Raw genomic sequence first — 26077 nt, forward strand, 5'->3', positions numbered from 1 at the left:
CGCGATAGCCCATCCCACTCGGGCCCGGCCGGGCCATCCGCACCGCATTACGACAAACGACAAGCGGAGGAGACACATCATGACGGCAAGCCGTGCCCTGCACGCGCGTTCCCTGTCCGACAAGGCCGGATTCTGGGCCGAACAGGCCGCGCGCATCGATTGGGAAACCCCGTTCGAGCGCGTGCTCGACGACAGCCATCCGCCATTCGCGCGCTGGTTCGTGGGCGGGCGGACCAATCTCTGCCACAACGCCATCGATCGCCACCTGGCCGAGCGGGCCGACCAGCGCGCGCTGGTCTATGTGTCCACCGAGACCGATTCCGAGCGCGTCTACACCTATCGCCAGCTGCACGACGAGGTGAACCGGATGGCCGCCACGCTGCAGGCGCTGGGCGTGCAGCGCGGAGACCGGGTGCTGGTCTACATGCCGATGATCCCCGAAGCGATGTTCGCGATGCTGGCCTGTGCCCGCATCGGGGCCGTGCATTCGGTGGTGTTCGGCGGGTTTGCCTCGGTCAGCCTGGCCGCGCGTATCGACGATGCGAAGCCCAAGGTGATCGTCAGTGCCGATGCGGGGTCGCGCGCCGGCAAGGTGGTGCCGTACAAGCCGCTGCTGGACGAGGCGATCCGGCTGGCCGGCCATCATCCGGACAAGGTGCTGCTGGTGGACCGCCAGCTGGCCGACATGCCGCGCACCGCCGGCCGTGACGAGGACTACGCCGCGTGGCGCGACAGGATGGCGGGCCGGCAGGTGCCGTGCGTATGGCTGGAGTCGAGCGAGCCATCGTACGTGCTGTACACCTCGGGCACCACGGGCAAGCCCAAGGGCGTGCAGCGCGATACGGGCGGCTATGCGGTGGCGCTGGCCACGTCGATGGAGTACATCTTCTGCGGCAAGCCCGGCGACACGATGTTCACGGCGTCCGACGTGGGCTGGGTGGTGGGGCACAGCTATATCGTCTATGCGCCGCTGCTGGCCGGCATGACGACGGTGATGTACGAAGGCACGCCGATCCGTCCCGACGGCGGCATTCTCTGGAAGATCGTCGAGCGGCATGGCGTGAACATCATGTTCAGCGCGCCCACGGCCATCCGCGTGCTCAAGAAGCAGGACCCGGCGCTGCTGCGCCAGTACGACCTGTCCAGCCTGCGGCTGCTGTTCCTGGCGGGCGAGCCGCTGGACGAGCCCACGGCGCGCTGGATTCAGGACGGCATCGGCAAGCCGGTGGTCGATAACTACTGGCAGACCGAATCGGGCTGGCCGATCATCGCGATCCAGCGCGGCGTCGAGGCGTTGCCGGCCAAGCTGGGCTCGCCCGGCGTGCCGGCCTATGGCTATGACCTGCGGATCGTCGACGAGAGTACCGGCGAGGAATGTCTGCCGAACCAGAAGGGCGTGGTGGCCATCGACTATCCGCTGCCGCCCGGCTGCATGACCACCGTCTGGGGCGACGACGACCGCTTTGTACGCACCTACTGGTCGGCGGTGCCGAACCGGCAGTGCTATTCGACGTTCGACTGGGGCGTGCGCGATGACGATGGCTACATCTTCATCCTTGGGCGCACCGACGATGTGATCAACGTGGCCGGGCATCGGCTGGGCACGCGCGAGATCGAGGAAAGCCTGTCGTCCCACCCGGGCGTGGCCGAGGTGGCCGTGGTGGGTGTGCAGGACGCGCTGAAAGGGCAGGTGGCGCTGGGCTTCTGTATCGCCCGCGATGCCAGCCGCACCGGCACCGATGACGACCGCCTGATCTTTGAAGGCGAACTGATGAAGACCGTCGAGCAGCAACTGGGTGCGGTGGCGCGGCCGGCGCGCGTGTTCTTTGTCAACGCGCTGCCGAAGACCCGCTCGGGCAAGTTGCTACGCCGGGCCATCCAGGCCGTGGCGGAGGGGCGCGATCCGGGCGACCTGACGACGATCGAGGACCCGACGGCACTCGACCAGGTAAAAGACGCCCTGGGCTGATGGATATGGCGAAGGCTCCTCTTTTCTGCGTGGGCAGAAGAGGGGCCTTGTCGGACGCGACCTGAAATTCTTCTTGCCAGCGATCGTCAGGCGCCCTAATATTTTAAGCATAAAATATTTAACCCTGATGTAGAGCGCCATTGGCCCGATGCCGGCGGCGTGCAGGAGACTGACAGATGCGAGTGCTCTGTATTGGTGGCGGCCCGGCGGGCTTGTACTTCGGGCTGCTGATGAAGCTGCAGGACCCGGCCAACGAGGTGGTGGTGGTCGAGCGCAACCGGCCGTACGACACGTTCGGCTGGGGCGTGGTGTTTTCCGACGCCACGCTCGAAAACCTGAAGCAGGCCGATCCGGTGAGCGCGGCCGACATCAACGCGGCGTTCAATCACTGGGACGACATTGACATTCATATCGGCGGCCGCACGATCCGCTCGGGCGGGCACGGGTTCATCGGCATTGGCCGCAAGCGCCTGCTCAACATCCTGCAGGCCCGCTGCGAGGCGCGGGGCGTGAAGCTGGTGTTCGAGACCGACGCCACCGACGACCAGGCGCTGGCCCGGCAGTACAACGCCGACCTGGTGATTGCGTCCGATGGCATCAACAGCCGCATCCGCACCCGCTACGCCGAGACCTTCGCGCCCGATATCGACACGCGCCAGTGCCGCTTTGTCTGGCTGGGCACCCACAAGCTGTTCGACGCGTTCACGTTTGCGTTCGAGAAGACCGAGCATGGCTGGTTCCAGGCCCATGCCTACCGCTTCGATGACGACACATCGACGTTCATCGTCGAAGCCCCGGAGCCCGTGTGGCGCGCCGCCGGCATCGAACAGATGAGCCAGGAAGAGGGTGTGGCATTCTGCGAACGGCTCTTCGCCCGCCATCTGGACGGCCACCGGCTCATCAGCAACGCCACGCACCTGCGCGGTTCGGCCAACTGGATCCGCTTCCCGCGCGTGATCTGCCACCGCTGGGTGCACTGGAACACACTGGCCGACGGCCGTCGCGTGCCGGTGGTGCTGATGGGCGATGCCGCGCACACCGCGCATTTCTCGATTGGGTCAGGCACCAAGCTGGCGCTGGAAGACGCGATCGACCTGGCCAACGAGATCGGCGCGCACCGCGCCGCCGGCGTGGATGGGGTGCCCGAGGCGCTGACGCGCTACGAGGCCACGCGCAGCGTGGAGGTGCTGAAGATCCAGAACGCCGCGCGCAATTCCACCGAATGGTTCGAGAATGTCGAACGCTACGCGGGCATGGCGCCCGAGCAGTTCGCCTATTCGCTGCTGACGCGATCGCAGCGGATTTCCCACGAGAACCTGCGCGTGCGCGATGCCGGCTACGTCGCCGGGTTCGAGCAATGGCTGGCCGCCCAGGCCGGCGTGCCGCAGGAAACGCTGAAGCTGCGCGCCGCCGCCGGCGACGCGGGCCTGCCGCCGATGTTCACGCCGTTCACGGTGCGCGGCGTCACGCTGAAGAACCGGGTGGTGGTGAGCCCGATGGCGATGTATTCGTCGGTGGACGGCGTGCCGGGCGATTTCCACCTGGTGCATCTGGGGTCGCGCGCCATGGGCGGCGCCGGCATGGTGGTGGCCGAGATGACCTGCGTGTCGCCCGATGCGCGTATCACGCCGGGCTGCCCAGGGCTGTGGAACGACGCCCAGCGCGACGCCTGGAAGCGCATCGTCGATTTCGTACACGCCAACAGCGACGCCCGCATCGCCATGCAGCTGGGTCATGCCGGCCGCAAGGGTTCGACGCAGCTGGGCTGGGAGAAGATGGACTATCCGCTGGCCGAGGGCAACTGGCCGCTGGAATCGGCATCGGCGCTGCCCTACCTGCCGGGCGTGTCGCAGGTGCCGCGCGAGATGACCCGCGCCGACATGGATCGCGTGCGCGACGACTTCGTGGCCAACGCCCGCCGCGCGGCGGAGGCCGGCTTCGACTGGCTGGAACTGCACTGCGCGCATGGCTATCTGCTGTCGAGCTTCATCTCGCCGCTGACCAATGTACGTACCGACGACTACGGCGGCTCGCTGGCCAACCGGCTGCGCTTTCCGCTGGAGGTCTTTGCCGCGGTGCGCGCCGTCTGGCCGCAGGACAAGCCGATGTCGGTGCGGATTTCGGCGCACGACTGGGTGGAAGGCGGCATCACGGGCGACGATGCCGTGGACATCGCGCGCGCATTCAAGGCGGCCGGCGCCGACATGATCGACTGTTCGTCCGGCCAGGTCAGCCCCGACCAGACCCCGGTCTACGGCCGGATGTACCAGACACCGTTCGCCGACCGCATCCGCAACGAGGCGGGCATCCCGACGATTGCCGTCGGCGCCATCTTCGAGGCCGACCACGTGGACAGCATCGTGGCGGCGGGCCGCGCCGACCTGTGCGCGATTGCCCGCCCGCACCTGGCCGATCCGGCCTGGACGCTGCACGAAGCCGCACGGCTGGGCTTCCGCGATGTCACCTGGCCCAGGCAATACGTGGCCGGCAAGCGGCAGCTCGAAACCAACCTGGCGCGGGCGGCTTCGTACGCGCAGCAACCGGGGAAGTGATCATGGCGATGGCGTTGCAGGGCCACCATGCGCTGGTTACCGGCGGCGGACGCGGCATTGGCGCGGCGATTGCCCGCCGGCTGCTGGAAGAGGGCGCGAGCGTGACGCTGGTGGGCCGCGACTGCACGGTGCTGGACGCGGCCATGCAGGCGCTCGAGCCGCTGGCCGTCGATGGCGCGGCGCTGGGCGCGGCGGCGGCCGACATCACCGATGCCGACGAGGTGGCCGGTGCCTTTGCCCAGGCCGCCAGCGAACGCGGCCCGATCACGGTGCTGATCAACAACGCGGGCCAGGCCCATAGCGCACCGTTCGCCAGGACCGACCTGGCGCTGTGGCAGCGCATGCTCGACGTCAACCTGACCGGCACCTTCCTGTGTACGCAAGCCGCGCTGCCCGCGATGCTGGAGCAGGGCTGGGGCCGCATCGTCAACGTGGCGAGCACGGCCGGGCTGATCGGCTACGGCTACGTCAGCGCCTACTGCGCGGCCAAGCACGGTGTGATCGGCCTGACCCGCGCGCTGGCCCTGGAACTGGCCCCGAAGGGCATCACCGTGAACGCGGTGTGCCCGGGCTATACCGAGACCGACATCGTGTGCGATGCGGTAGCCAATATCGTCGGCAAGACCGGCCGCACGGAAGCGCAGGCGCGCGCCGAGCTGGCCGCGCGCAATCCGCAGCGCCGGCTGGTGCAGCCCGACGAGGTGGCCGATGCCGTGGCGTGGCTGTGCCGTCCATCGGCATCCGCCATCACCGGGCAGGCCGTGCCGGTGGCGGGCGGCGAGGTGATGGCGGGGTGAAGAACCTGGGTGTTACGCCCCGCTTCCAGGTCGCGGCAGCGGGGCGGCAACCCAACCAAATGCAGGTCACGAATTCAAAGCGAGACTAACGATGAGCGATGTAGCACTGGACATGCGCCACCACAAGCGCGCCTTTGCCGACTACCAGCCGAAGCACTTCCTGTGGTCGGTGTCGGCCGACGGCAAGGTGGCCACGATCACGCTGAACCGGCCGGAGCGCAAGAACCCGCTGACGTTCGATTCCTACGCCGAGCTGCGCGACCTGTTCCGCGCGCTGAGCTATGCCACGGACATCAAGGCCGTGGTGATAACCGGCGCGGGCGGCAACTATTGCTCGGGCGGCGACGTGCACGAGATCATCGGGCCGCTGACGCGCATGTCGATGCCGGAACTGCTCGACTTCACGCGCATGACGGGCGACCTGGTCAAGGCCATGCGCGCCTGCCCGCAGCCGGTGATCAGTGCGATTGACGGCATCTGCGCCGGCGCTGGCGCCATGATGGCGCTGGCATCCGATATGCGGCTGGGCACGGCGCAGGCCAAGACGGCCTTCCTGTTCGTCCGCGTGGGCCTGGCCGGGGCGGACATGGGCGCCTGCACGCTGCTGCCGCGCATGATCGGGCAGGGCCGGGCCAGCGAACTGCTCTACACGGGCCGCGCGATGACGGCCGACGAAGGCCTGCAGTGGGGCTTTTTCAATGCGCTGCATGCCTCGGAATCCGTGCTGGCCGAGGCGCAGGCGCTGGCCGCCCAGATCGCGGCGGGCCCCACCTTCGCGCACGGCGTGACCAAGAAGCTGCTGCACCAGGAGTGGAATATGGGCGTGGACGAGGCCATCGAGGCCGAGGCCGAAGCCCAGGCCATCTGCATGCAGACGCGCGACTTCCGCCGTGCCTACGATGCATTCGTGGCCAAGCGGAAGCCCGTCTTCGAAGGCGATTGAGGAGCCGGCATGAGCGACAAGACCTATCTCGACCTGCCGTTCTTCGACGACATGCATCGCCAGCTGGAACGCGAGCTGGACGGCTGGTGCGGCCAGCACCTGCGCCATATCGACCATCACGACGCCGATGCCGCATGCCGGGGGCTGGTGCGCCAGCTGGGCCAGGCGGGCTGGCTGCGCTACTGCGTGCCGGCAGCCTTCGGCGGCGCGCTGCCGGCGCTGGATTCACGCGCGCTGTGCCTGCTGCGCGAAACGCTGGCGCGTCACGACGGCCTGGCCGACTTCGCCTTCGCCATGCAGGGGCTGGGCTCCGGTGCGATCACGCTGGCCGGCAGCGACGCCGTGCGCGAACGCTACCTGCCGCGCGTGGCCCGGGGCGAGGCGATTGCGGCCTTTGCGCTGTCGGAGCCCGAGGCCGGGTCCGATGTGGCGGCGATGCAGTGCAGCGCGCGGCTGTCCGACGACGGCAGCCACTACGTGCTGGACGGCGCCAAGACCTGGATTTCGAACGGCGGCATCGCCGACTTCTACTGCGTGTTCGCCCGCACCGGCGAAGCGCCGGGCGCGCGCGGCATCACGGCCTTCGTGGTCGATGCCGATGCGCCGGGCCTGTCGATTGCCGAGCGGATCGACGTCATCGCGCCGCATCCGCTGGCCACGCTGCGCTTCGACCACTGCCGCGTACCGGTGGGCAACCGGCTGGGCGAGGCGGGGCAGGGCTTCAAGGTGGCGATGATGACGCTGGACATCTTCCGCGCGTCGGTGGCGGCGGCGGCGCTGGGCTTTGGCCGCGCCGCGCTGGACGACGCACTGGCGCGCGCCACGTCGCGGCCGATGTTCGGCGGCGTGCTGGCCGACCTGCAGCTGACGCAGGCCGCGATTGGCGAGATGGCCACGGCCATCGACTCGGCCGCGCTGCTGACCTACCGTGCCGCCTGGCTGCGTGACGTGCGCCAGCAGCGCACCACGCGCGAGGCGGCCATGGCCAAGATGGTGGCCACCGAGCACGCGCAGCAGGTGATCGACCGCGCCGTGCAGATCTTTGGCGGCCTGGGCGTCAAGGTGGGCACGCGCGTGGAGCGCCTGTACCGCGAGATCCGCTCGCTGCGGATTTACGAAGGCGCCACCGAGGTGCAGAAGCTGATCATCGCGCGCGAGACACTGGCTGCGCGCCCGGCCTGACGCATCGCATCCGAACCGAACAGGAGACAAGCATGGTCGCCCCCACCATCGTCCCGAATGCCGCCACGGCGCACGTCGACACCTTCGCCCGCGATCGCCTGCCGCCGCCCGATACCTGGCCGGTATTCCAGTTCAACGACGACACGCGCTACCCGGCACGGCTCAATGCGGCCGTGGAGCTGGTGGACCGCCATGTGTCCGACGGCAATGGCCAGCGCGTGGCGGTGCGCCACGAGCGCGCCGGGCGCATCGAAACGGTGACTTACGCGCAACTGTCGGCGCTGGTCAGCCGCATCGCCCGTGTCCTGGTGGAAGACATGAAGCTGGTGCCGGGCAACCGCGTGCTGCTGCGCGGGCCGAACAACCTGATGATGGCGGCCAGCTGGCTGGCCACGGTCAAGGCGGGCCTGATCGCGGTGCCGACGATGCCGCTGCTGCGCGCCAAGGAACTGCGCCAGATCATCGACAAGGCGCAGGTCTCGGCCGCGCTGTGCGACGCCCGCCTGCGCGAAGAACTCGACGCCAACCAGCGCGCCGACGGCGAGCACTTCTGCCCGACGCTGACCACGGTACGGTACTTCAACGGCACCGGCCCGGGGTCGCTGGAAGCCGCGATGGACGGCAAGCCGGATACCTTTGCCGCCTGCGACACCGCCACCGACGACATCTGCCTGATCGCCTTCACGAGCGGCACCACGGGCCAGCCCAAGGGCACCGTGCATTTCCACCGCGATGTATTGGCGATGTGCGACCTGTTCCCGCGCCACGTGCTGAAGCCCACGCCGGACGACGTGTTCTGCGGCACGCCGCCGATCGCGTTCACGTTCGGGCTGGGCGGCATGCTGTGTTTCCCGCTGCGCATCGGCGCCAGCACGGCGCTGGCCGAGAAGCTCACGCCCGAAACGCTGCTCAAGCTGATCCAGGACCACCGCGCCACCGTGGTGTTCACGGCGCCCACCTTCTACCGGCAGATGGCCACGCTGGCCGGGAATTTCGACATCGGCAGCCTGAAGAAGAGCGTGTCGGCCGGCGAGGCGCTGCCCGACGCCACGCGCCAGGCCTGGAAGGCGGCCACCGGCATCGAGATGATCGACGGGCTGGGCGGGACCGAGATGATGCATATCTTCGTGTCCAGCGCCGGGGCCGATGTGCGGCCCGGCGCCGTGGGCCGCGTGGTGCCCGGCTACGAGGCGCGCATCGTGGACGACAACATGCAGCCGCTGCCGCCCGGCACCGTGGGCAAGCTCGCGGTGCGCGGCCCCACCGGCTGCCGCTATCTCGACGACCCGCGCCAGGAAGTCTATGTGCGCGAAGGCTGGAACCTGCCCGGCGACACCTTCATGGCCGACGAGGACGGCTACTACTTCTACCAGGCCCGCTCGGACGACATGATCATCTCGGCCGGCTACAACATCGCCGGCCCCGAGGTGGAAGGCACGCTGATGAAGCACGCGTTCGTGGCCGAGTGCGGCGTGGTGGGCGCAGCCGACGCCGAGCGCGGCCAGGTGGTGACGGCCTACGTGGTGCTGCGCCCCGGCGTGGCGGCCGACGCGGCCACGTGTGCCGCCCTGCAGGACTACTGCAAGCGCGAGATCGCGCCCTACAAGTATCCGCGCCGCATCGAGTTCGTGGCCGCGCTGCCGCGCACCGAGACGGGCAAGCTGCAACGCTTCCGGCTACGGCAAATGGCCAACGAGGGCGGACAGCCGTGAGCGAACCGTCATGAGCGAGATATTCCGCAACCACGTGCGCATCCGCTTCAAGCATTGCGACGCCGCCGGCATCGTGTTCTATCCGCGCTATTTCGAGATGCTGAACGACTTGATCGAAGACTGGTTCGCCGAGGCGCTGGACTGGCCGTTCGACGCCATGCACGGGGCGTCGCACGCGGGCATTCCGACGGCGGAACTGCAGTGCCGCTTCGAGGCGCCGAGCCGCCTGGGCGAACTGCTCACGCGCGAACTGCGCGTGACACACATCGGCCGCAGCAGCTTTGCCGTGCAGATCCGCTTCGCCGGCCCGGACGGCGACACGCGCATGGCCATCACCCAGCGCCTGGTCTGCGTGGACACGCGCCAGATGGCCCCGCAGCCGCTGCCTGACCCCGTGCGCACCGCGATGGGGCGCTTCCTGGCGCCCGCCGCGTAAGCCCGAACAAACCAGACGATGGCAACACCGAAAGGACCCAACATGCTGAAGACATTGCAACCGCCCGACTGGGCAGCGCCGAAAGGCTACGCCAACGGCATCCTGGCCGACATGCAGGTGGGCAGCCGCCTGATATTCGTGGGCGGCCAGATTGGCTGGAACGGCCAGTGCGAGTTCGAGACCGACGACTTCGCGCTGCAGGTGGCGCAGGCGCTGCGCAATATCGTGGCGGTGCTGGAGCAGGGCGGGGCGCGGCCCGAGCACATCGCGCGCATGACCTGGTACGTGAAGGACAAGGCCGAATACGTGGGCGCCTACAAGGCCATCGGCCAGCACTATCGCGATATCGTCGGCCGGCATTTCCCGGCCATGACGGCCGTCGAAGTGGCCGACCTGGTGGAGCCGCGGGCCAAGGTGGAAATCGAAGTCACGGCGGTGGTGCCGCCGACGGTGTAAATCCCACGCGATGCCGGCGGAGCGCGGGGGTGCGGCCGCCTGTCATGCCGATGACAGGTAAGCCGGCCGCCGCGTCTGTCCATCGTAAGTTGTTGAATACTTGAGAAATTGGGTGCGGCGGGATATAATTCGAAAGTTTCGCTTTCAGAACCCTTCACCCTAGCGCCTACCGTATTCCACCTTCCGCCGCCCCGCTTGCGCGCGTTTTTCATGCACTGCAAAAATGTGATGAAAAAGCCATGCGCCAGCCGGTCCCTTTGTTGGGCCGCCTACGGGGCACGAGGCGTTGAGCAGGTCGGTCACGGGGTGAGTCCAGCAGGAGCCTACCCGTGTTACCGTCTTTTCCGTCCGCCATCCTCGCGCTTGCAGACGGCACGGTCTTTCGTGGCTATTCCATCGGCGCTTCCGGCCATACGATCGGCGAAGTGGTGTTCAACACCGCCATCACCGGTTATCAGGAAATCCTCACCGACCCCAGCTATTCCCGGCAGATCGTCACGCTGACGTATCCGCATATCGGCAATTACGGCGTCAATCCTGAGGATGTAGAAGCCACGAAAGTCCATGCCGCCGGCCTGATCATCAAGGATCTGCCGCTTCTGGCCTCCAACTTCCGCAAGGAACACACGCTCGCCCACTACCTGAAGCAGGAAAAGGTCGTGGCGATTGCCGGCATCGACACCCGCAAGCTGACCCGTATCCTCCGCGAGAAGGGCGCCCAGAACGGCTGCATCCTGGCGGGCGAGGACAACGTGCAGAAGGCCATCGACCTGGCGCGCTCGTTCCCGGGCCTGTCGGGCATGGACCTGGCCAAGGTCGTGTCGGTCAAGGAACCGTACGCGTGGACCCAGACCGAATGGAAGCTGGGCGAAGGCTATGGCAAGCAGGACAAGCCGCAGTTCCACGTGGTGGCCTATGACTACGGCGTCAAGTTCAACATCCTGCGCATGCTGGCCGAGCGCGGCTGCAAGGTGACGGTGCTGCCGGCGCAGGCCAGCGCGGCCGACGCCCTGGCGCTGAATCCGGACGGCATTTTCCTGTCGAACGGCCCCGGCGACCCCGAGCCGTGCGACTACGCCATCGCCGCCACGCGCGAGTTCATCGCCCGCGGCATCCCCACGTTCGGCATCTGCCTGGGTCACCAGATCATGGCGCTGGCCGTGGGCGCGAAGACGCTGAAGATGAGCACGGGTCACCACGGCGCCAACCATCCGGTCAAGGATCACGACGATGGTCGTGTGGTGATTACGTCTCAAAACCATGGCTTTGCCGTGGATGCGGCGACGCTGCCGGCCAATGCGCGGGTCACGCACACGTCGCTGTTCGACGGCACGCTGCAGGGCTTCGCACTGACCGACAAGCCTGCTTTCTGCTTCCAGGGTCACCCTGAAGCGTCGCCGGGTCCGCATGACATCGCGTACCTGTTCGACCGCTTCACGAAGCTGATGCAGGACGCCCGCGCCAAGGCTGCCGCCTGACGCGGCGCGTTGGATGCAACGAGAGACCTGAACGGAATCCACCTGCCATGACCGCTTTCATGCACGCCAGCTTCGGCATCACCGATTTCTGGACCTATGTGCTCGGCACGATCTTCATCGTGCTGCTGCCGGGGCCGAACTCGATGTATGTGCTGTCGGTGGCCGCCCAGCGCGGCGTGCGTGCCGGCTACAAGGGTGCGTGCGGCGTGTTCCTCGGCGATGCCATCCTGATGGTGCTGTCGGCCGCGGGCGTGGCTTCGCTGCTCAAGGCCAGCCCGGCGTTGTTCCACGTGATCAAGTACGTGGGCGCCGGCTACCTGGGGTGGATCGGCTTCCAGATGTTGCGCGGCGCAGTGCGCAACTGGGCCAGGCCGGCCGACCCCGCTGCCGCGCAGGCGGCGGCCGTGCCGGTGGACAGGTCTTCGAACCCGTTCACCAAGGCGCTGGTCATCAGCCTGCTGAACCCGAAGGCCATCCTGTTCTTCATCTCGTTCTTCATCCAGTTCGTGGATCCGCAGTTCGCGTATCCGGCGCTGTCGTTCGTGGCGCTGGGCCTGGTCTGCCAGATCTGCAGTCTTGCGTACCTGACGACGATCATCTTCGTGGGCGCGCGGCTGGCCGATGCGTTCCGCCGCCGCCGGCGCCTGTCCGCGGGCATGTCGAGCGGCGTCGGCGCGATGTTCATCGGCTTCGGTGCCAAGCTGGCCACGGCCACCCTGGGCTGACGATCCAAAACCTGATATCCGGTACGGCCCGCGGGAACTTGCGGACCGGCCAATAAAGAGAGCGTGCAATGCCAAAGCGCACAGACATCAAGAGCATCCTAATCATCGGCGCAGGCCCGATCATCATCGGCCAGGCGTGCGAATTCGACTACTCCGGCGCACAGGCCTGCAAGGCGCTGCGCGAAGAGGGCTTCAAGGTCATCCTGGTCAACTCGAACCCGGCGACCATCATGACGGACCCGAACACGGCCGACGTGACGTACATCGAGCCCATCACCTGGGAAGTGGTCGAGCGCATCATCGAGAAGGAGCGCCCGGACGCCATCCTGCCGACCATGGGCGGCCAGACCGCGCTGAACTGCGCCCTGGACCTGCATCGCCATGGCGTGCTGGACAAGTACAAGGTGGAGCTGATCGGCGCATCGCCGGAAGCCATCGACAAGGCCGAAGACCGCCAGAAGTTCAAGGACGCGATGACCAAGATCGGTCTCGGTTCGGCCAAGTCGGGCATCGCCCACTCGATGGACGAGGCCGTGGCCGTGCAGTCGCGCATCGCCCAGGAAACCGGTTCCACCGGCTACCCGATCGTGATCCGCCCGTCGTTCACGCTGGGCGGCACCGGCGGCGGCATCGCCTACAACCGCGAAGAGTTCGAAGAGATCTGCAAGCGCGGCCTGGACCTGTCGCCCACGCGCGAGCTGCTGATCGAGGAATCGCTGCTCGGCTGGAAGGAATACGAGATGGAAGTGGTCCGCGACAAGGCGGACAACTGCATCATCATCTGCTCGATCGAAAACCTGGACCCGATGGGTATCCACACCGGTGACTCGATCACCGTGGCCCCGGCCCAGACGCTGACCGACAAGGAATACCAGATCCTGCGTAACGCGTCGCTGGCCGTGCTGCGCGAGATTGGCGTCGACACCGGCGGTTCGAACGTGCAGTTCTCGATCAACCCGGCGGACGGCCGGATGATCGTGATCGAGATGAACCCGCGTGTGTCGCGTTCGTCGGCGCTGGCCTCGAAGGCCACGGGCTTCCCGATCGCCAAGGTCGCGGCCAAGCTGGCCGTGGGCTACACGCTGGACGAGCTCAAGAACGAAATCACCGGCGGCCAGACCCCGGCGTCGTTCGAGCCGTCGATCGACTACGTGGTCACCAAGGTGCCGCGTTTCGCGTTCGAGAAATTCCCGGCCGCCGACAGCCACCTGACCACGCAGATGAAGTCGGTCGGGGAAGTGATGGCCATGGGCCGTACGTTCCAGGAATCGTTCCAGAAGGCGCTGCGCGGCCTGGAAGTGGGCGTGGACGGCCTGGACGAGAAGTCCACCGACCGCGACGAAGTGGTCGAGGAAATCGGCGAAGCCGGCCCGGACCGTATCTGGTACGTGGGCGACGCGTTCCGCCTGGGCATGTCGCTGGAAGAAGTGCACGCCGAGACCGATATCGATCCGTGGTTCCTGGCCCAGATCGAAGACATCGTGAAGACCGAAGGCCTGGTGCGCAACCGCACGCTGGAAAGCCTGTCGGCCGCCGAACTGCGCTTCCTGAAGCAGAAGGGCTTCTCGGACCGCCGCCTGGCCCGCCTGCTGAAGACCGACGCCAAGGCCGTGCGCGAGGCGCGCGTGGCGCAGAACGTGCGCCCGGTCTACAAGCGCGTGGACACCTGCGCGGCCGAGTTCGCCACCAACACGGCTTACATGTACGGCACGTATGAAGCCGAGCATGGCGAGTGCGAAGCGGACCCGACCGCCAACAAGAAGATCATGGTGCTGGGCGGTGGCCCGAACCGGATCGGCCAGGGTATCGAGTTCGACTACTGCTGCGTGCACGCCGCGCTGGCGCTGCGCGAAGACGGGTACGAGACCATCATGGTCAACTGCAACCCGGAAACCGTGTCGACCGACTATGACACGTCGGACCGCCTGTACTTCGAGCCGCTGACGCTGGAAGACGTGCTGGAAATCGTCGACAAGGAAAAGCCGGTCGGCGTGATCGTCCAGTACGGCGGCCAGACCCCGCTGAAGCTGGCGCTGGACCTGGAAGCCAACGGCGTGCCCATTATCGGCACGAGCCCGGACATGATCGACGCCGCGGAAGACCGCGAGCGTTTCCAGAAGCTGCTGCAGGACCTGGGCCTGCGCCAGCCGCCGAACCGCACGGCGCGCGCCGAGGACGAAGCCCTGCGCCTGGCCGAGGAAATCGGCTATCCGCTGGTGGTGCGCCCGTCGTACGTGCTGGGCGGCCGTGCGATGGAAATCGTGCATGAGCCGCGCGACCTGGAACGCTACATGCGCGAGGCCGTGAAGGTCTCGAACGATTCCCCGGTGCTGCTGGACCGCTTCCTGAACGACGCGATCGAGTGCGACGTCGACGCCCTGTGCGACGGCCAGCGCGTGTTTATCGGCGGCGTGATGGAGCACATCGAACAGGCTGGCGTGCACTCGGGCGATTCGGCCTGCTCGCTGCCGCCGTACTCGCTGTCGCAGGCAACGGTCGACGAACTGAAGCGCCAGACCGCCGCCATGGCCAAGGCACTGAACGTGGTCGGCCTGATGAACGTGCAGTTCGCGATCCAGCAGAAGAATGGCGAAGACGTCGTCTACGTGCTGGAAGTGAACCCGCGTGCGTCGCGTACGGTGCCGTACGTGTCGAAGGCCACCGGCCTGTCGCTGGCCAAGATCGCCGCGCGCTGCATGGCGGGCCAGTCGCTGGATTCGCAGGGTATCGGCGCCGAAGTGGTGCCGCCGTACTTCAGCGTCAAGGAAGCCGTGTTCCCGTTCAACAAGTTCCCGGGCGTGGATCCGGTCCTCGGACCTGAAATGCGTTCCACCGGCGAAGTGATGGGCGTGGGCAAGGTATTCGGCGAAGCCCTGTTCAAGAGCCAGCTGGCGGCCGGTTCGCGCCTGCCCGAAAAGGGCACCGTGCTGATTACGGTGAAGGACAGCGACAAGCCGCGCGCCGTCACCGTGGCCCGCATGCTGCACGACCTGGGTTACCCGATCGTTGCCACGCGCGGCACGGCTTCGGCCATCGAGGCCGCCGGCATTCCGGTCCGCGTGGTCAACAAGGTCAAGGACGGCCGTCCGCACATCGTGGACATGATCAAGAACGGCGAACTGGCCCTGGTCTTCACGACCGTGGACGAGACGCGCACGGCCATCGCCGATTCGCGCTCGATCCGGATCGCCGCGCTGGCCAACCGCGTGCCGTACTACACCACCATCGCCGGCGCCAACGCCGCGGTGGAAGGCCTGAAGCACATGCAAAGCCTGGAGGTCTACGACCTGCAGGGCCTGCACAAGCAACTGGCCTGATCCAGGCCCGTCAGTGCCGCCAATGCTGCGGTGCGGGGGGAACACCCCGTGCCGCGGCGCTGCCGCCGGGTTGAAACCGGCGGCAGTTCTGGCCTAAACTACGTCGAATTCGCTGATCGATCCGCACCCCGGTGCCGGTTCGATCCCATCTGAAAGCCGCGGTCGAGCGGAAGTGCTGACCGGCAGCATCGCTGCCGGAGCATGGTTCCAGCTCCGCTGCGGCTCATTTTTTTGTTGAACGAGACATGAGCACCATTCCGATTACCAAGCGTGGCGCTGAACTCCTGAAGGAAGAGCTGCAGCGCCTCAAGGCCGTCGAACGTCCCGCGGTGATCAACGCCATCTCCGAGGCGCGTGCGCAGGGCGACCTGTCGGAAAACGCCGAGTACGACGCCGCCAAGGAAAAGCAGGCCTTTATCGAAGGCCGTATCCAGGAGGTGGAGGCCAAGCTGTCCGCCGCCCAGGTTATCGACCCGACCCAGCTCGACACCGACGGCCGCATCGTCTTCGGCGCCACCGTGGACCTGGAAGACCTGGAATCGGGCAAGGCCGTGAGCTACCAGATCGTCGGCGACGACGAAGCCGACCTCGACAGCGGCAAGATTTCGGTCAGTTCCCCGATTGCCCGCGCCCTGATCGGCAAGTTCGAGGGCGATGTCGCCACCGTGCTGGCCCCGGGCGGCGAACGCGAATACGAAGTCATCACCGTCCGTTACATCTGACGCGGCGGGGCACGGGTGTTCTCGTCTTCGTACTCGAATCTGCCACCGCTGCCGCACCGCATCTTCCTGCTGCTGACCGTGGTCTGGGCAGGCAGCTTGTGGACGGTGGGCTACATGGTGGCGCCGACGCTGTTCGCCGTACTGCCCAGCCGTGAGACCGCGGGCATGATTGCCGGGCACCTGTTCCGCTATGAGGCGATCCTGGGGGTCACCGTCGGCGTGCTGCAACTGGTGCTGTGCAATGTGCTGATCCGCCGGGGCGCCGCGCGTTACCGGGCACTGCGCTGGATTGTGCTGGCCATGCTGGTGTGCGTGCTGGCGGGCTATTTCGGCCTGCAGCCGTTCATGGAAGGGCTCAAGGTCAAGGCGCAGGCGATGAACCTGGGCGTGTCCGATTCGCCGTACAAGAGCCAGTTCGGCATGCTGCATGGCGTGTCGAGCGTGTTCTACCTGCTGCAGAGCCTGCTGGCCCTGGTGCTGGTGTGGCGTGCCAGTGCGCCACGCGGGGCGGGAGAGTAAGGCGGCGAGAACGTCCCGGGCAGTGTCGGGGAATGAAAAAGGCGGCCATGGCCGCCTTCTTGCTGTGTCAGGGAACCGACTGACCCGTGGCCAATCTGATTCTGCCGGTCAACCCAGCGACTTCTTTTTCTGGCTGGTGGGCCGTGCGCGGGCGCGCTTGACGTTGCCGGCCTGCGTCACACGTTCATTGCCGAGCACCTTGACGGCGGTGCGGGGCGCGCGGCGCTGGGTCGAACCGGTGGCCTTGCGGACCATGACGGTACGCGGGGCGGCGCCGGTACCGAGGCGACGGCGGGCGGCGCCCATGTCGTCCGGCTGGTTTTCCTTGAGGCGGGCAGGGCCCGGACGCCAGATGACGAGCAGCTTGCCGATATGCTGGATCGGCGCGGCGTCCAGTTCGTCGCAAATGGCGTCGTAAATGGCGATGCGCGTATCGCGCTCGTCACCGAATACCCGGATCTTGATCAGGTCGTGTGCCGCGAGGCTGCGGTCGATTTCGGCCAGGACGGCGGGGGTCAGGCCTTCCGCGCCGATCATGACCACGGGATTGAGGCCGTGGGCGCGCGAGCGCAGTTCGGAACGTTGGGCGGAGATCAGTTGTAGAGCGGGCATTGGAGCAGCAAATTTCGGATTGGCGCGTATTATCCGTCAACCCTGCAAAAAAAGGTCGCCAGCAGGCGGCAAAGATCACCAAATCGGGAGAAATACTGCGTCCCGGCCCTGAATTGTGGCCGTGCAGCCGGATTTTCCCGCCAGAAGGCAAGTCTCATTCATGGCCAAGGGCAAGAACAAGTTCAACCAGTCGTGGCTCCACGACCACATTAACGATCCCTATGTGAAGCTGGCGCAGCGGGAGGGCTATCGGGCCCGTGCGGCCTACAAGCTCAAGGAGATCGACGACCAGGACAAGCTGATCCAGCCCGGCTCGGTCATTGTCGACCTGGGCGCGGCGCCGGGCAGCTGGAGCCAGTATGCCCGCAACAAGCTGGCGGCGTCGCCCCGTGCACGGGACGGCAAGCCGGACGGTGCCGTGGTGGCCATCGACATCCTGCCGATGGAGCCTGTGGCCGATGTGACCTTTATCCAGGGCGATTTCCGGGAGGAGGAAGTGTTCCGGGAACTCGAAAAGGTGGTGCTCGAGGCGTCCGGCGGGTCAAGAATCGACCTTGTTATCTCGGACATGGCCCCCAATTTGTCCGGTGTGGCGTCGGCGGATTCCGCGCGGATCGAGTATTTGTGTGATCTGGCGCTGGAATTTGCGCAGGCTCACCTGAAGCCCGAGGGGTCGTTGCTGGTCAAGTGTTTTCACGGGTCCGGCTACAGCCAGATCGTTGAGAAGTTCAAGCGTCAGTTCAAGGTTGTCGCCAAGCGCAAGCCCAAGGCGTCGCGCGACAAGTCTTCAGAAACCTTTATTCTTGGGCGTTACCTGAAATCAGTGGACTGACAGGATGCATGACGGTGTGCGGCCACCCCCACGAAAGCAGGGGTATCCGGGTTTGTGCCGGGCATTGCCCTGCTTGCCCGGATCGGACGGCTCGGGCACTATCAGGCTCATAGAATCAGATTTCCCTGTGGGGACGGGCGCTGCATTACAATGCAATGCAGCTATCCGTTGGCAAGGCAATTGCAAAGGAGTTCGGCCTTGAATAACAACCTGTTTCAAAAGGCGGCAATCTGGCTCGTGATCGCGCTGGTATTGTTCACCGTCTTCAAGCAGTTCGACAAACCGCGTGCCCAGGACGGTGTCACCTATTCGCAGTTCATGGATGACGCCAAGAACGGCAAGGTGTCGCGCGTCGACGTGCAGGGCCGTAACCTGGTGGTCTCCCCGAAGGAGGGCGCCAAGTACACCATCATCTCGCCGGGTGATATCTGGATGGTCGGCGACCTGATGAAGTACGGCGTCCAGGTGACCGGCAAGGCCGATGACGAGCCGAACGTTCTGGTCCAGGCGTTGTACTACCTGGGACCGACGTTGCTGATCATCGTCTTCTGGTTCTACATGATGCGGCAGATGCAGGGCGGCGGGAAAGGGGGTGCCTTCTCGTTCGGCAAGTCCCGTGCGCGGCTGATCGACGAGAACCAGAACGCGGTGACCTTTGCCGATGTGGCCGGTTGCGACGAGTCCAAAGAGGAAGTGGTCGAACTGGTCGACTTCCTGAAGGATCCGCAGAAATTCCAGAAGCTGGGCGGCCGCATTCCGCGTGGCGTGCTGCTGGTTGGCCCTCCGGGTACCGGCAAGACGCTGCTGGCGCGCGCCATCGCCGGCGAAGCCAAGGTGCCGTTCTTCAGCATTTCGGGTTCCGACTTCGTCGAAATGTTCGTTGGCGTGGGTGCTGCCCGCGTGCGCGACATGTTCGAGAACGCCAAGAAGCAGGCCCCCTGCATCGTGTTCATCGACGAAATCGACGCGGTCGGCCGCCATCGTGGCGCCGGCATGGGCGGCGGTAACGACGAGCGCGAGCAGACGCTGAACCAGATGCTGGTCGAGATGGACGGCTTCGAAGCCAACTCGGGCGTGATCGTGATCGCCGCGACCAACCGTGCCGATGTGCTGGACAAGGCACTGCTGCGTCCGGGACGTTTCGACCGTCAGGTCTACGTGGGGCTGCCGGACATCCGCGGCCGCGAGCAGATCCTGAAGGTGCATATGCGCAAGGTGCCGATTGGCAACGACGTGGATGCATCGGTGATCGCACGGGGTACGCCGGGCTTTTCGGGTGCCGACCTGGCCAACCTGGTCAATGAGGCTGCGCTGTTCGCCGCCCGCCGCAACAAGCGCGTGGTGGACATGCAGGACTTCGAGGACGCCAAGGACAAGATCTACATGGGTCCGGAGCGCAAGTCGACGGTCATGCGCGAAGAAGAGCGCAAGGCCACGGCTTACCACGAGTCCGGCCATGCGGTGGTTGCCAAGCTGCTGCCGAAGGCCGACCCGGTCCACAAGGTCACCATCATGCCGCGTGGCTGGGCGCTGGGCGTGACCTGGCAGCTGCCGGAGCACGACAAGTATTCGAAGTACAAGGACAACATGCTTGAGGAAATTGCGATCCTGTTCGGCGGCCGCGCTGCCGAAGAGGTCTTCCTCAACGCCATGAGCACCGGTGCCTCGAACGACTTCGAACGCGCCACCAAGATCGCCCGCGACATGGTGACCCGCTTCGGCATGAGCGATTCGCTGGGTGCCATGGTCTACGTGGATACCGAGCAGGACGGCATGTTCGGCAAGCTGTCGTCGAAGACTGTATCGGAAGCCACGCAGCAGAAGGTCGATCTGGAAATCCGCACCATCATCGACGAGCAATACGCGCTGGCCAAGCGCCTGCTCGAAGAGAACCGCGACAAGGTCGAAGCCATGACCAACGCGCTGATGGAGTGGGAAACGATCGACGCCGATCAGGTGAACGACATCATGGCCGGCAAGCCGCCGCGCCCGCCGCGTGGCCTGCAGGGCCCGAGCGGTGGCGGCAGCACGCCTCCGGGTGGTTCGCCCGTAGCCCCGACCAATGCGCCTGCCACGGCGCGCGTCGACGATACGGTGTAATTGGGCTGCATCGCCGCGTAACAGACCGTTTGCAACGGTTCCAAACGCGGCGGATTCTGATAGCCTCCAAAGCCGGTGCCTGGTGCGCCGGCTTTTTGTTTTTCAGGTGGACATCTTGCCGACCGAGTTCTTCCAGTGCGGGCGTTATCGATTTGCCCGCAATCGCCGCCCGCTGGTAATGGGCATCCTCAACGTGACCCCCGATTCGTTCTCGGATGGTGGCCAGCACGCCTCGCGCGACGCGGCGCTGCGCCATGCCGAGCAGATGATTGCCGAGGGTGTCGACCTGATCGACATCGGCGGGGAATCGAGCCGGCCGGGATCGGCGGCATTGCCCCTGGATCAGGAGCTCGACCGCGTCATGCCGATCGTCGAGGCGCTGGCCGGTTGCGGCAAACCGTTGTCCATCGACACATACAAGCCCGAGGTGATGCGGGCCGCACTGGCGGGCGGAGCCGATTTGATCAACGATATCTGGGGCTTCCGCATGCCCGGCGCCGTCGAGGCGGTGTCGGCGGGGCAGGCGGCCCTGTGCGTGATGCACATGCAGCGCGATCCCCAGACCATGCAGGAAGATCCGCAGTACGCCGATGTGGTGGCGGAAGTGGCGGATTTCCTGCGCGAGCGGGTGTCAACCCTGCGGGCGGCGGGCGTGGACGATTCGCGTATGTCGCTCGATCCGGGATTTGGATTTGGCAAGACGCCGGATCATAATCTGCGCCTGCTCGGGCAAATGCCAAGGCTGGCGATCGACGGGCTGCCGATCCTGGCCGGGCTGTCGCGCAAATCGACGCTGGGCGCCATCGTCGGCGGCAAGCCGCCGCAGGGCCGGATGGCGGCCAGCATTGCTGCGGCGGTCTGCGCCGCAGAGAAAGGCGCATATATCGTGCGCGTGCATGACGTAGAACAAACCGTGGACGCCCTCAAGGTCTGGTGGGCGATCCGCCATGAGTCAGTTGTCCCGCAGGGGCAGCAAGGAGAATGATCAAATGACACGCAAGTATTTCGGGACGGATGGCGTACGAGGCAGGGTTGGCGAGGTGCCGATCACGCCTGATGTGGTGATGCGGCTGGGCTATGCCGCCGGCAAGGTGCTGGCGCTGGGGCAAAAGACGTCGCAAGGCCGGCCGACCGTGCTGATCGGCAAGGACACGCGGGTCTCGGGCTATATGCTCGAAGCCGCGCTGGAGGCCGGTTTCACGGCCGCGGGCGTCAACGTGCGCCTGACGGGACCGTTGCCGACCCCTGCCATCGCCTACCTGACGCGCGCGCTGCGCCTGGCGGCCGGGGTGGTGATTTCGGCCAGCCACAATCCCTACTACGACAACGGCATCAAGTTCTTTTCGGCCTCGGGCGACAAGCTGCCCGATGAGGTGGAGGCGAAGATCGAGTCGCTGCTGGAAGAGCCGATGATGTGCGTGCGCTCGGAGGATCTGGGCCGCGCCAAGCGTATCGACGATGCTGCCGGCCGCTATATCGAGTTCTGCAAGAGCACGTTCCCGTATGAACAGGACCTGCACGGGCTGCGCGTCGTGGTGGACTGCGCGCATGGCGCGGCTTACCACATCGCACCGCATGTGTTCCATGAGCTCGGCGCCGAAGTGATTCCGATTGGCAATCAGCCGGATGGGCGCAACATCAACGCGGGCTATGGCGCGACCGCGCCCGAAAAGCTCGTGGAAGCGGTGCGCGCCCATCGTGCGGACGTCGGCCTGGCATTCGACGGTGATGCTGACCGCCTGCAGGTGGTGGACGCGCAGGGCCGGCTCTACAACGGCGACGAGCTGCTGTACCTGATCGTGCGCGACCGTCAGGCGTCCGGCCAGAAGGTCGAGGGCGCGGTGGGTACGCTGATGACCAATATGGCCGTGGAACTGGCGCTCAAGCGCCTGGGCGTCGATTTCGTTCGCGCGAAGGTCGGCGACCGCTACGTGCTGGAGGAACTGAAGAAGCGCGGCTGGCAACTTGGCGGCGAGGGGTCGGGCCACCTCTTGTGCCTGGATCGGCACACAACGGGCGACGGCATCGTGTCCGCCCTGCAGGTACTGGCCGCGCTGCGCCGTAGCGGCAAGACGCTGGCGGAACTGCTGGATGGCGTGCATCTGTTCCCGCAAACGCTGATCAACGTCCGTGTCGAGAAGGGCTTCGACTGGCAGAGCCACGCCGGCCTGAAGGCGGCGCGCGACCAGATCGAGCCTGAGCTCGAAGGCCGTGGCCGCGTGCTGATTCGCGCTTCGGGCACCGAGCCGGTGGTGCGGGTGATGGTGGAGGCCGAACAGGTGGAGACCGCCGAGCGCGCCGCGCAGACGCTGGCCGACGCATTGCGCGCCGCCTGATTCCTCACGCGGGGCCGGTCGGCCCTTGCACCTCTTCAACGCCACGGCCTTCGGTCCGTGGCGTTTGCTTTTGCTCCTTTTATGCAATTAACCGACATAGCGTTCGCCGCGACGTGACGCAGGCGTGACCGGCAGAGGAGTGGCGATTACAGCACGGCGAGAAGGCGGTTTCGTGACGGGTGGGGAATATCGGCCTGTTGGCGGGGTCTTTGAAGAAGATTTCGGGATGTCATGGAACTGTCATACAAGCAGCATACAGTTCGCCTTGTCAAAAATTTGTCATTCCCAACCAATGTTCTCTGGAGGACATATGAAGCTGGTCAAGACTGCCGTGGCAGGCATCGTGTCGATTGTGGTGGCGGGTACTGCGTTCGCGGCGGAAATTACCGGTGCAGGCGCTTCTTTCCCGGCGCCCGTGTATTCCAAGTGGGCTGACGCCTACCAAAAAGCGACGGGTAACAAGGTCAACTATCAATCCATCGGTTCGTCGGGCGGCATCAAGCAGATCAACGCCAAGACGGTCGATTTCGGCGCTTCGGATGCGCCCCTGAAGGACGACGAACTGGCCAAGGGCAACCTGATCCAGTTCCCGACCGTGATCGGCGGCGTGGTGCCCGTGATCAACCTGCAAGGCGTGAAGCCGGGCGAACTGACCATCACCGGCGACGTGCTGGCCAACATCTACCTGGGCAAGATCAAGAAGTGGGACGATCCCGCGATCAAGGCCCTGAACCCGAAGGCCAAGCTGCCGAGCCAGGACATCCTGCCGGTGCGCCGCGCTGACGGCTCGGGTACGACGTTCATCTTCACGAACTACCTGTCGAAGGTCAGCAATGACTGGAAGAGCTCGGTAGGCGAGGGCACGACCGTGAACTGGCCGGGTGGCGGCACGGGCGGCAAGGGCAACGAAGGCGTGGCCGCCTTCGTGCAGCGTCTGAACGGCGCGATCGGCTACGTCGAGTACGCCTATGCCAAGCAGAACAAGATGACGTACCTGACGATGAAGAACGCGGCAGGCGAAGTGGTGCAGCCGAGCGACGACGCCTTCAAGGCCGCCGCTGCGGGTGCCGACTGGAACAAGACGTTCTACCAGATCCTGACGAACCAGCCGGGCAAGGGCGCATGGCCGATCGCTGGCGCGACGTTCATCCTGGTCCACAAGAACCAGGAAAAGCCGGCCCAGGGCCAGGAAGTGCTGAAGTTCTTCGACTGGGCCTACAAGAGCGGCGGTGCCATGGCTTCGGACCTGGACTATGTGCCGCTGCCGGACGCCGTTGCCAACCAGATCCGCGCGACCTGGAAGCAGAGCATCAAGGACGGTTCGGGCAAGGCCCTGTACTAAGCTGTTGCTGTACTGAAGTACGGCCCGGCACGCAAGCGCGGACCGCCCCAGGGCGGAACGGGCGCGGCGTGACGGGGCCGCGGTGGCCCTGGCGCCACCGCGGCACATGTTCCACCTACCGATTCCCATTATGGCGACTACGTCCGATCTTCCAGCCGTCCGGCCTCCCAGCCGCCTTGGCGACATCCTGTTCGGTGGCCTGACCCGCGGCGCCGCCATCGTCACGCTGCTGCTGCTTGGCGGCATCATCGTGTCGCTCGCCATCAGCGCATGGCCCTCGATCAAGCAGTTCGGCCTGTCGTTCCTGTGGACCGCCGAATGGGATCCGCCCGCCGACGTGTACGGCGCGCTCGTGCCGATCTACGGCACGCTGGTGACCTCGCTGATCGCCCTTATCATTGCCGTGCCGGTCAGCTTCGGCATCGCCCTGTTTCTCACCGAGCTGTCGCCCGTGTGGCTGCGCCGGCCGCTCGGCACCGCCATCGAGCTGCTCGCCGCAGTGCCGTCCATCGTCTACGGCATGTGGGGCCTGCTCGTGTTCGCGCCGATCTTCGGCGAGTATTTCCAGAAGCCGCTCGCCAATACGGTGGGGCAGGTGCCGGTGATCGGCAAGCTGTTCCAGGGCGCACCGCTGGGGATCGGCCTGCTGTGCGCGGGCGTGATCCTGGCGATCATGATCATCCCTTACATTGCCTCGGTGATGCGCGACGTGTTCGAAGTCACGCCCGTGCTGCTCAAGGAGTCCGCCTACGGCATCGGCTGCACCACGTGGGAAGTGATGTGGCGCGTGGTGCTGCCCTATACGCGCGCCGGCGTGATCGGTGGCGTCATGCTGGGCCTGGGCCGCGCGCTGGGCGAGACCATGGCCGTCACGTTCGTGATCGGCAACACCAACCTGCTCGACAGCGCGTCGCTGTTCTCGCCCGGCAACAGCATCACCTCCGCGCTGGCGAACGAATTCGCCGAAGCCGGTGCCGGCCTGCACACTGCCGCGCTGATGGAACTGGGCCTGATCCTCTTCTTCATCACGTTCGTGGTGCTGGCCCTGTCCAAGATCCTGCTGCTGCGTCTTGCAAAGAATGAGGGTGGCAAATGAACCAAGTCAGTCAAGCCGTGTCCACGTCGTCGATTCCCGCCGTCCGCCCCGATTCCGAAGCGGTCCGCACCCGGCTCCAGAGTGCGCGCCGCCGCACCAACGCGCTCGCGCTGACGGCTTCTCTGGGCGCCATGGCGTTCGGCCTGTTCTGGCTCGCGTGGATTCTCTGGACCACCATCTCGCTGGGCGTGGGCGGCCTGTCGCTCGACCTGTTCACGCAGATGACGCCGGCGCCGAACACCGCCGGCGGTGGCCTGGCCAATGCCATCTTCGGCAGCTTCGTGCTGGTGGGCGTGGCGACGCTGGTCGGTACGCCGCTGGGCATCCTGGCCGGCATCTATCTGGCCGAATATGGCCAGAAGTCGCCCCTGGCCTCGTTCACCCGCTTTATCAACGACATCCTGCTGTCGGCGCCGTCGATCGTGATCGGCCTGTTCGTCTACGCGCTGGTGGTGACCCGCATGGGCCACTTCTCGGGCTGGGCCGGCGTGTGTGCGCTGGCACTGCTGCAGATCCCGATCGTGGTTCGCACCACCGAGAACATGCTGAACCTGGTGCCGAACGCGCTGCGTGAAGCGGCGGTGGCCCTGGGCACGCCGAAGTGGAAGATGGTCATGTCAATCACGGTCAAGTCGTCGTACGCGGGCATCGTGACCGGCGTGCTGCTGGCCGTGGCCCGTATCGCCGGCGAAACCGCGCCGCTGCTGTTCACCGCGCTGTCCAACCAGTTCTGGAGCGCCGACCTGAACAAGCCGATGGCCAACCTGCCCGTGACGATTTTCCGCTTCGCCATGAGCCCGTTCACCGAATGGCAGCAACTGGCCTGGGCCGGCGTGTTCCTGATTACCGTCGGGGTGCTGGCGCTGAACATCGTGGCACGCGTCCTGTTCAAGAAATAAGCGGCGCCACGCACAACGCCTGACCTGACTACCGAATTCAAGCGAGACATCA

At 65.9% G+C, this 26077-nt stretch carries 21 protein-coding genes; 20 read left to right on the forward strand and 1 reads right to left on the reverse strand.

Annotated features, from left to right (window positions below; all coding sequences use genetic code 11):
• Positions 1–46 precede the first annotated feature (46 nt).
• From AC24R4_RS22725 to AC24R4_RS22785, 13 genes are all read left to right on the forward strand, one after another.
• Complete coding sequence (locus tag AC24R4_RS22725; RefSeq protein WP_400395305.1) at positions 47–1969, forward strand: propionate--CoA ligase; 1923 nt, start codon at positions 47–49, stop codon at positions 1967–1969.
• 176 nt (positions 1970–2145) lie between these two features.
• On the forward strand, positions 2146–4521 hold the full coding sequence (locus tag AC24R4_RS22730) for a bifunctional salicylyl-CoA 5-hydroxylase/oxidoreductase (RefSeq protein ID WP_400395304.1): 2376 nt from the start codon (positions 2146–2148) through the stop codon (positions 4519–4521).
• A gap of 2 nt (positions 4522–4523) precedes the next feature.
• A complete protein-coding gene (locus tag AC24R4_RS22735) occupies positions 4524–5318 on the forward strand; it encodes an SDR family NAD(P)-dependent oxidoreductase (RefSeq protein ID WP_487523646.1) in 795 nt (264 codons plus the stop codon).
• Between the two features lie 91 nt (positions 5319–5409).
• A complete protein-coding gene (locus tag AC24R4_RS22740) occupies positions 5410–6261 on the forward strand; it encodes an enoyl-CoA hydratase family protein (RefSeq protein ID WP_400391261.1) in 852 nt (283 codons plus the stop codon).
• A 9-nt stretch (positions 6262–6270) separates the two neighbouring features.
• On the forward strand, positions 6271–7443 hold the full coding sequence (locus tag AC24R4_RS22745) for an acyl-CoA dehydrogenase family protein (RefSeq protein WP_400391264.1): 1173 nt from the start codon (positions 6271–6273) through the stop codon (positions 7441–7443).
• A gap of 32 nt (positions 7444–7475) precedes the next feature.
• On the forward strand, positions 7476–9155 hold the full coding sequence (locus AC24R4_RS22750; protein WP_400391267.1) for an AMP-binding protein: 1680 nt from the start codon (positions 7476–7478) through the stop codon (positions 9153–9155).
• 10 nt (positions 9156–9165) lie between these two features.
• A complete protein-coding gene (locus tag AC24R4_RS22755) occupies positions 9166–9591 on the forward strand; it encodes an acyl-CoA thioesterase (RefSeq protein WP_400391270.1) in 426 nt (141 codons plus the stop codon).
• 42 nt (positions 9592–9633) lie between these two features.
• A complete protein-coding gene (locus AC24R4_RS22760; RefSeq protein ID WP_400391273.1) occupies positions 9634–10047 on the forward strand; it encodes a RidA family protein in 414 nt (137 codons plus the stop codon).
• 329 nt (positions 10048–10376) lie between these two features.
• Entirely contained in the window at positions 10377–11525 is a 1149-nt protein-coding gene (gene carA / locus AC24R4_RS22765) for a glutamine-hydrolyzing carbamoyl-phosphate synthase small subunit (RefSeq protein WP_400391276.1), read from the forward strand.
• Between the two features lie 47 nt (positions 11526–11572).
• Entirely contained in the window at positions 11573–12250 is a 678-nt protein-coding gene (leuE, locus tag AC24R4_RS22770) for a leucine efflux protein LeuE (RefSeq protein ID WP_400391279.1), read from the forward strand.
• Positions 12251–12318: 68 nt separating this feature from the next.
• A complete protein-coding gene (carB, locus tag AC24R4_RS22775) occupies positions 12319–15567 on the forward strand; it encodes a carbamoyl-phosphate synthase large subunit (protein WP_400391281.1) in 3249 nt (1082 codons plus the stop codon).
• 245 nt (positions 15568–15812) lie between these two features.
• Entirely contained in the window at positions 15813–16289 is a 477-nt protein-coding gene (greA, locus tag AC24R4_RS22780; protein WP_092594162.1) for a transcription elongation factor GreA, read from the forward strand.
• A 15-nt stretch (positions 16290–16304) separates the two neighbouring features.
• A complete protein-coding gene (locus AC24R4_RS22785) occupies positions 16305–16808 on the forward strand; it encodes a DUF4149 domain-containing protein (RefSeq protein ID WP_249641092.1) in 504 nt (167 codons plus the stop codon).
• A gap of 108 nt (positions 16809–16916) precedes the next feature.
• Here AC24R4_RS22785 and AC24R4_RS22790 read toward each other — a convergent pair whose 3' ends face one another.
• Complete coding sequence (locus AC24R4_RS22790) at positions 16917–17420, reverse strand: YhbY family RNA-binding protein (RefSeq protein ID WP_092594160.1); 504 nt, start codon at positions 17418–17420, stop codon at positions 16917–16919.
• Positions 17421–17580: 160 nt separating this feature from the next.
• Here AC24R4_RS22790 and AC24R4_RS22795 point away from each other — a divergent pair, with 160 nt between their 5' ends.
• From AC24R4_RS22795 to pstA, 7 genes are all read left to right on the forward strand, one after another.
• Positions 17581–18252 carry an RlmE family RNA methyltransferase gene (locus AC24R4_RS22795; RefSeq protein WP_153945337.1) on the forward strand — a complete coding sequence of 224 codons (672 nt, stop codon included), beginning with the start codon at positions 17581–17583 and terminating at the stop codon, positions 18250–18252.
• A 198-nt stretch (positions 18253–18450) separates the two neighbouring features.
• Positions 18451–20352, forward strand: a complete 1902-nt coding sequence (ftsH, locus tag AC24R4_RS22800; RefSeq protein ID WP_092594158.1) for an ATP-dependent zinc metalloprotease FtsH — start codon at positions 18451–18453, stop codon at positions 20350–20352.
• Between the two features lie 115 nt (positions 20353–20467).
• Entirely contained in the window at positions 20468–21337 is an 870-nt protein-coding gene (gene folP, locus AC24R4_RS22805; protein WP_400391288.1) for a dihydropteroate synthase, read from the forward strand.
• 4 nt (positions 21338–21341) lie between these two features.
• Entirely contained in the window at positions 21342–22688 is a 1347-nt protein-coding gene (gene glmM, locus AC24R4_RS22810) for a phosphoglucosamine mutase (RefSeq protein WP_153945335.1), read from the forward strand.
• A gap of 310 nt (positions 22689–22998) precedes the next feature.
• Positions 22999–24030, forward strand: a complete 1032-nt coding sequence (pstS, locus tag AC24R4_RS22815; protein WP_400391291.1) for a phosphate ABC transporter substrate-binding protein PstS — start codon at positions 22999–23001, stop codon at positions 24028–24030.
• Positions 24031–24160: 130 nt separating this feature from the next.
• Positions 24161–25126 (forward strand): phosphate ABC transporter permease PstC, encoded by a 966-nt coding sequence (gene pstC, locus AC24R4_RS22820; RefSeq protein ID WP_153945333.1) that lies wholly within the window; start codon positions 24161–24163, stop codon positions 25124–25126.
• Positions 25123–26025 (forward strand): phosphate ABC transporter permease PstA, encoded by a 903-nt coding sequence (gene pstA / locus AC24R4_RS22825; RefSeq protein WP_400391295.1) that lies wholly within the window; start codon positions 25123–25125, stop codon positions 26023–26025. Before pstC ends, pstA begins: the two co-directional genes overlap by 4 nt.
• The last annotated feature ends 52 nt before the right edge of the window (positions 26026–26077 follow it).

The organism is Cupriavidus sp. CER-90 (assembly GCF_057652055.1).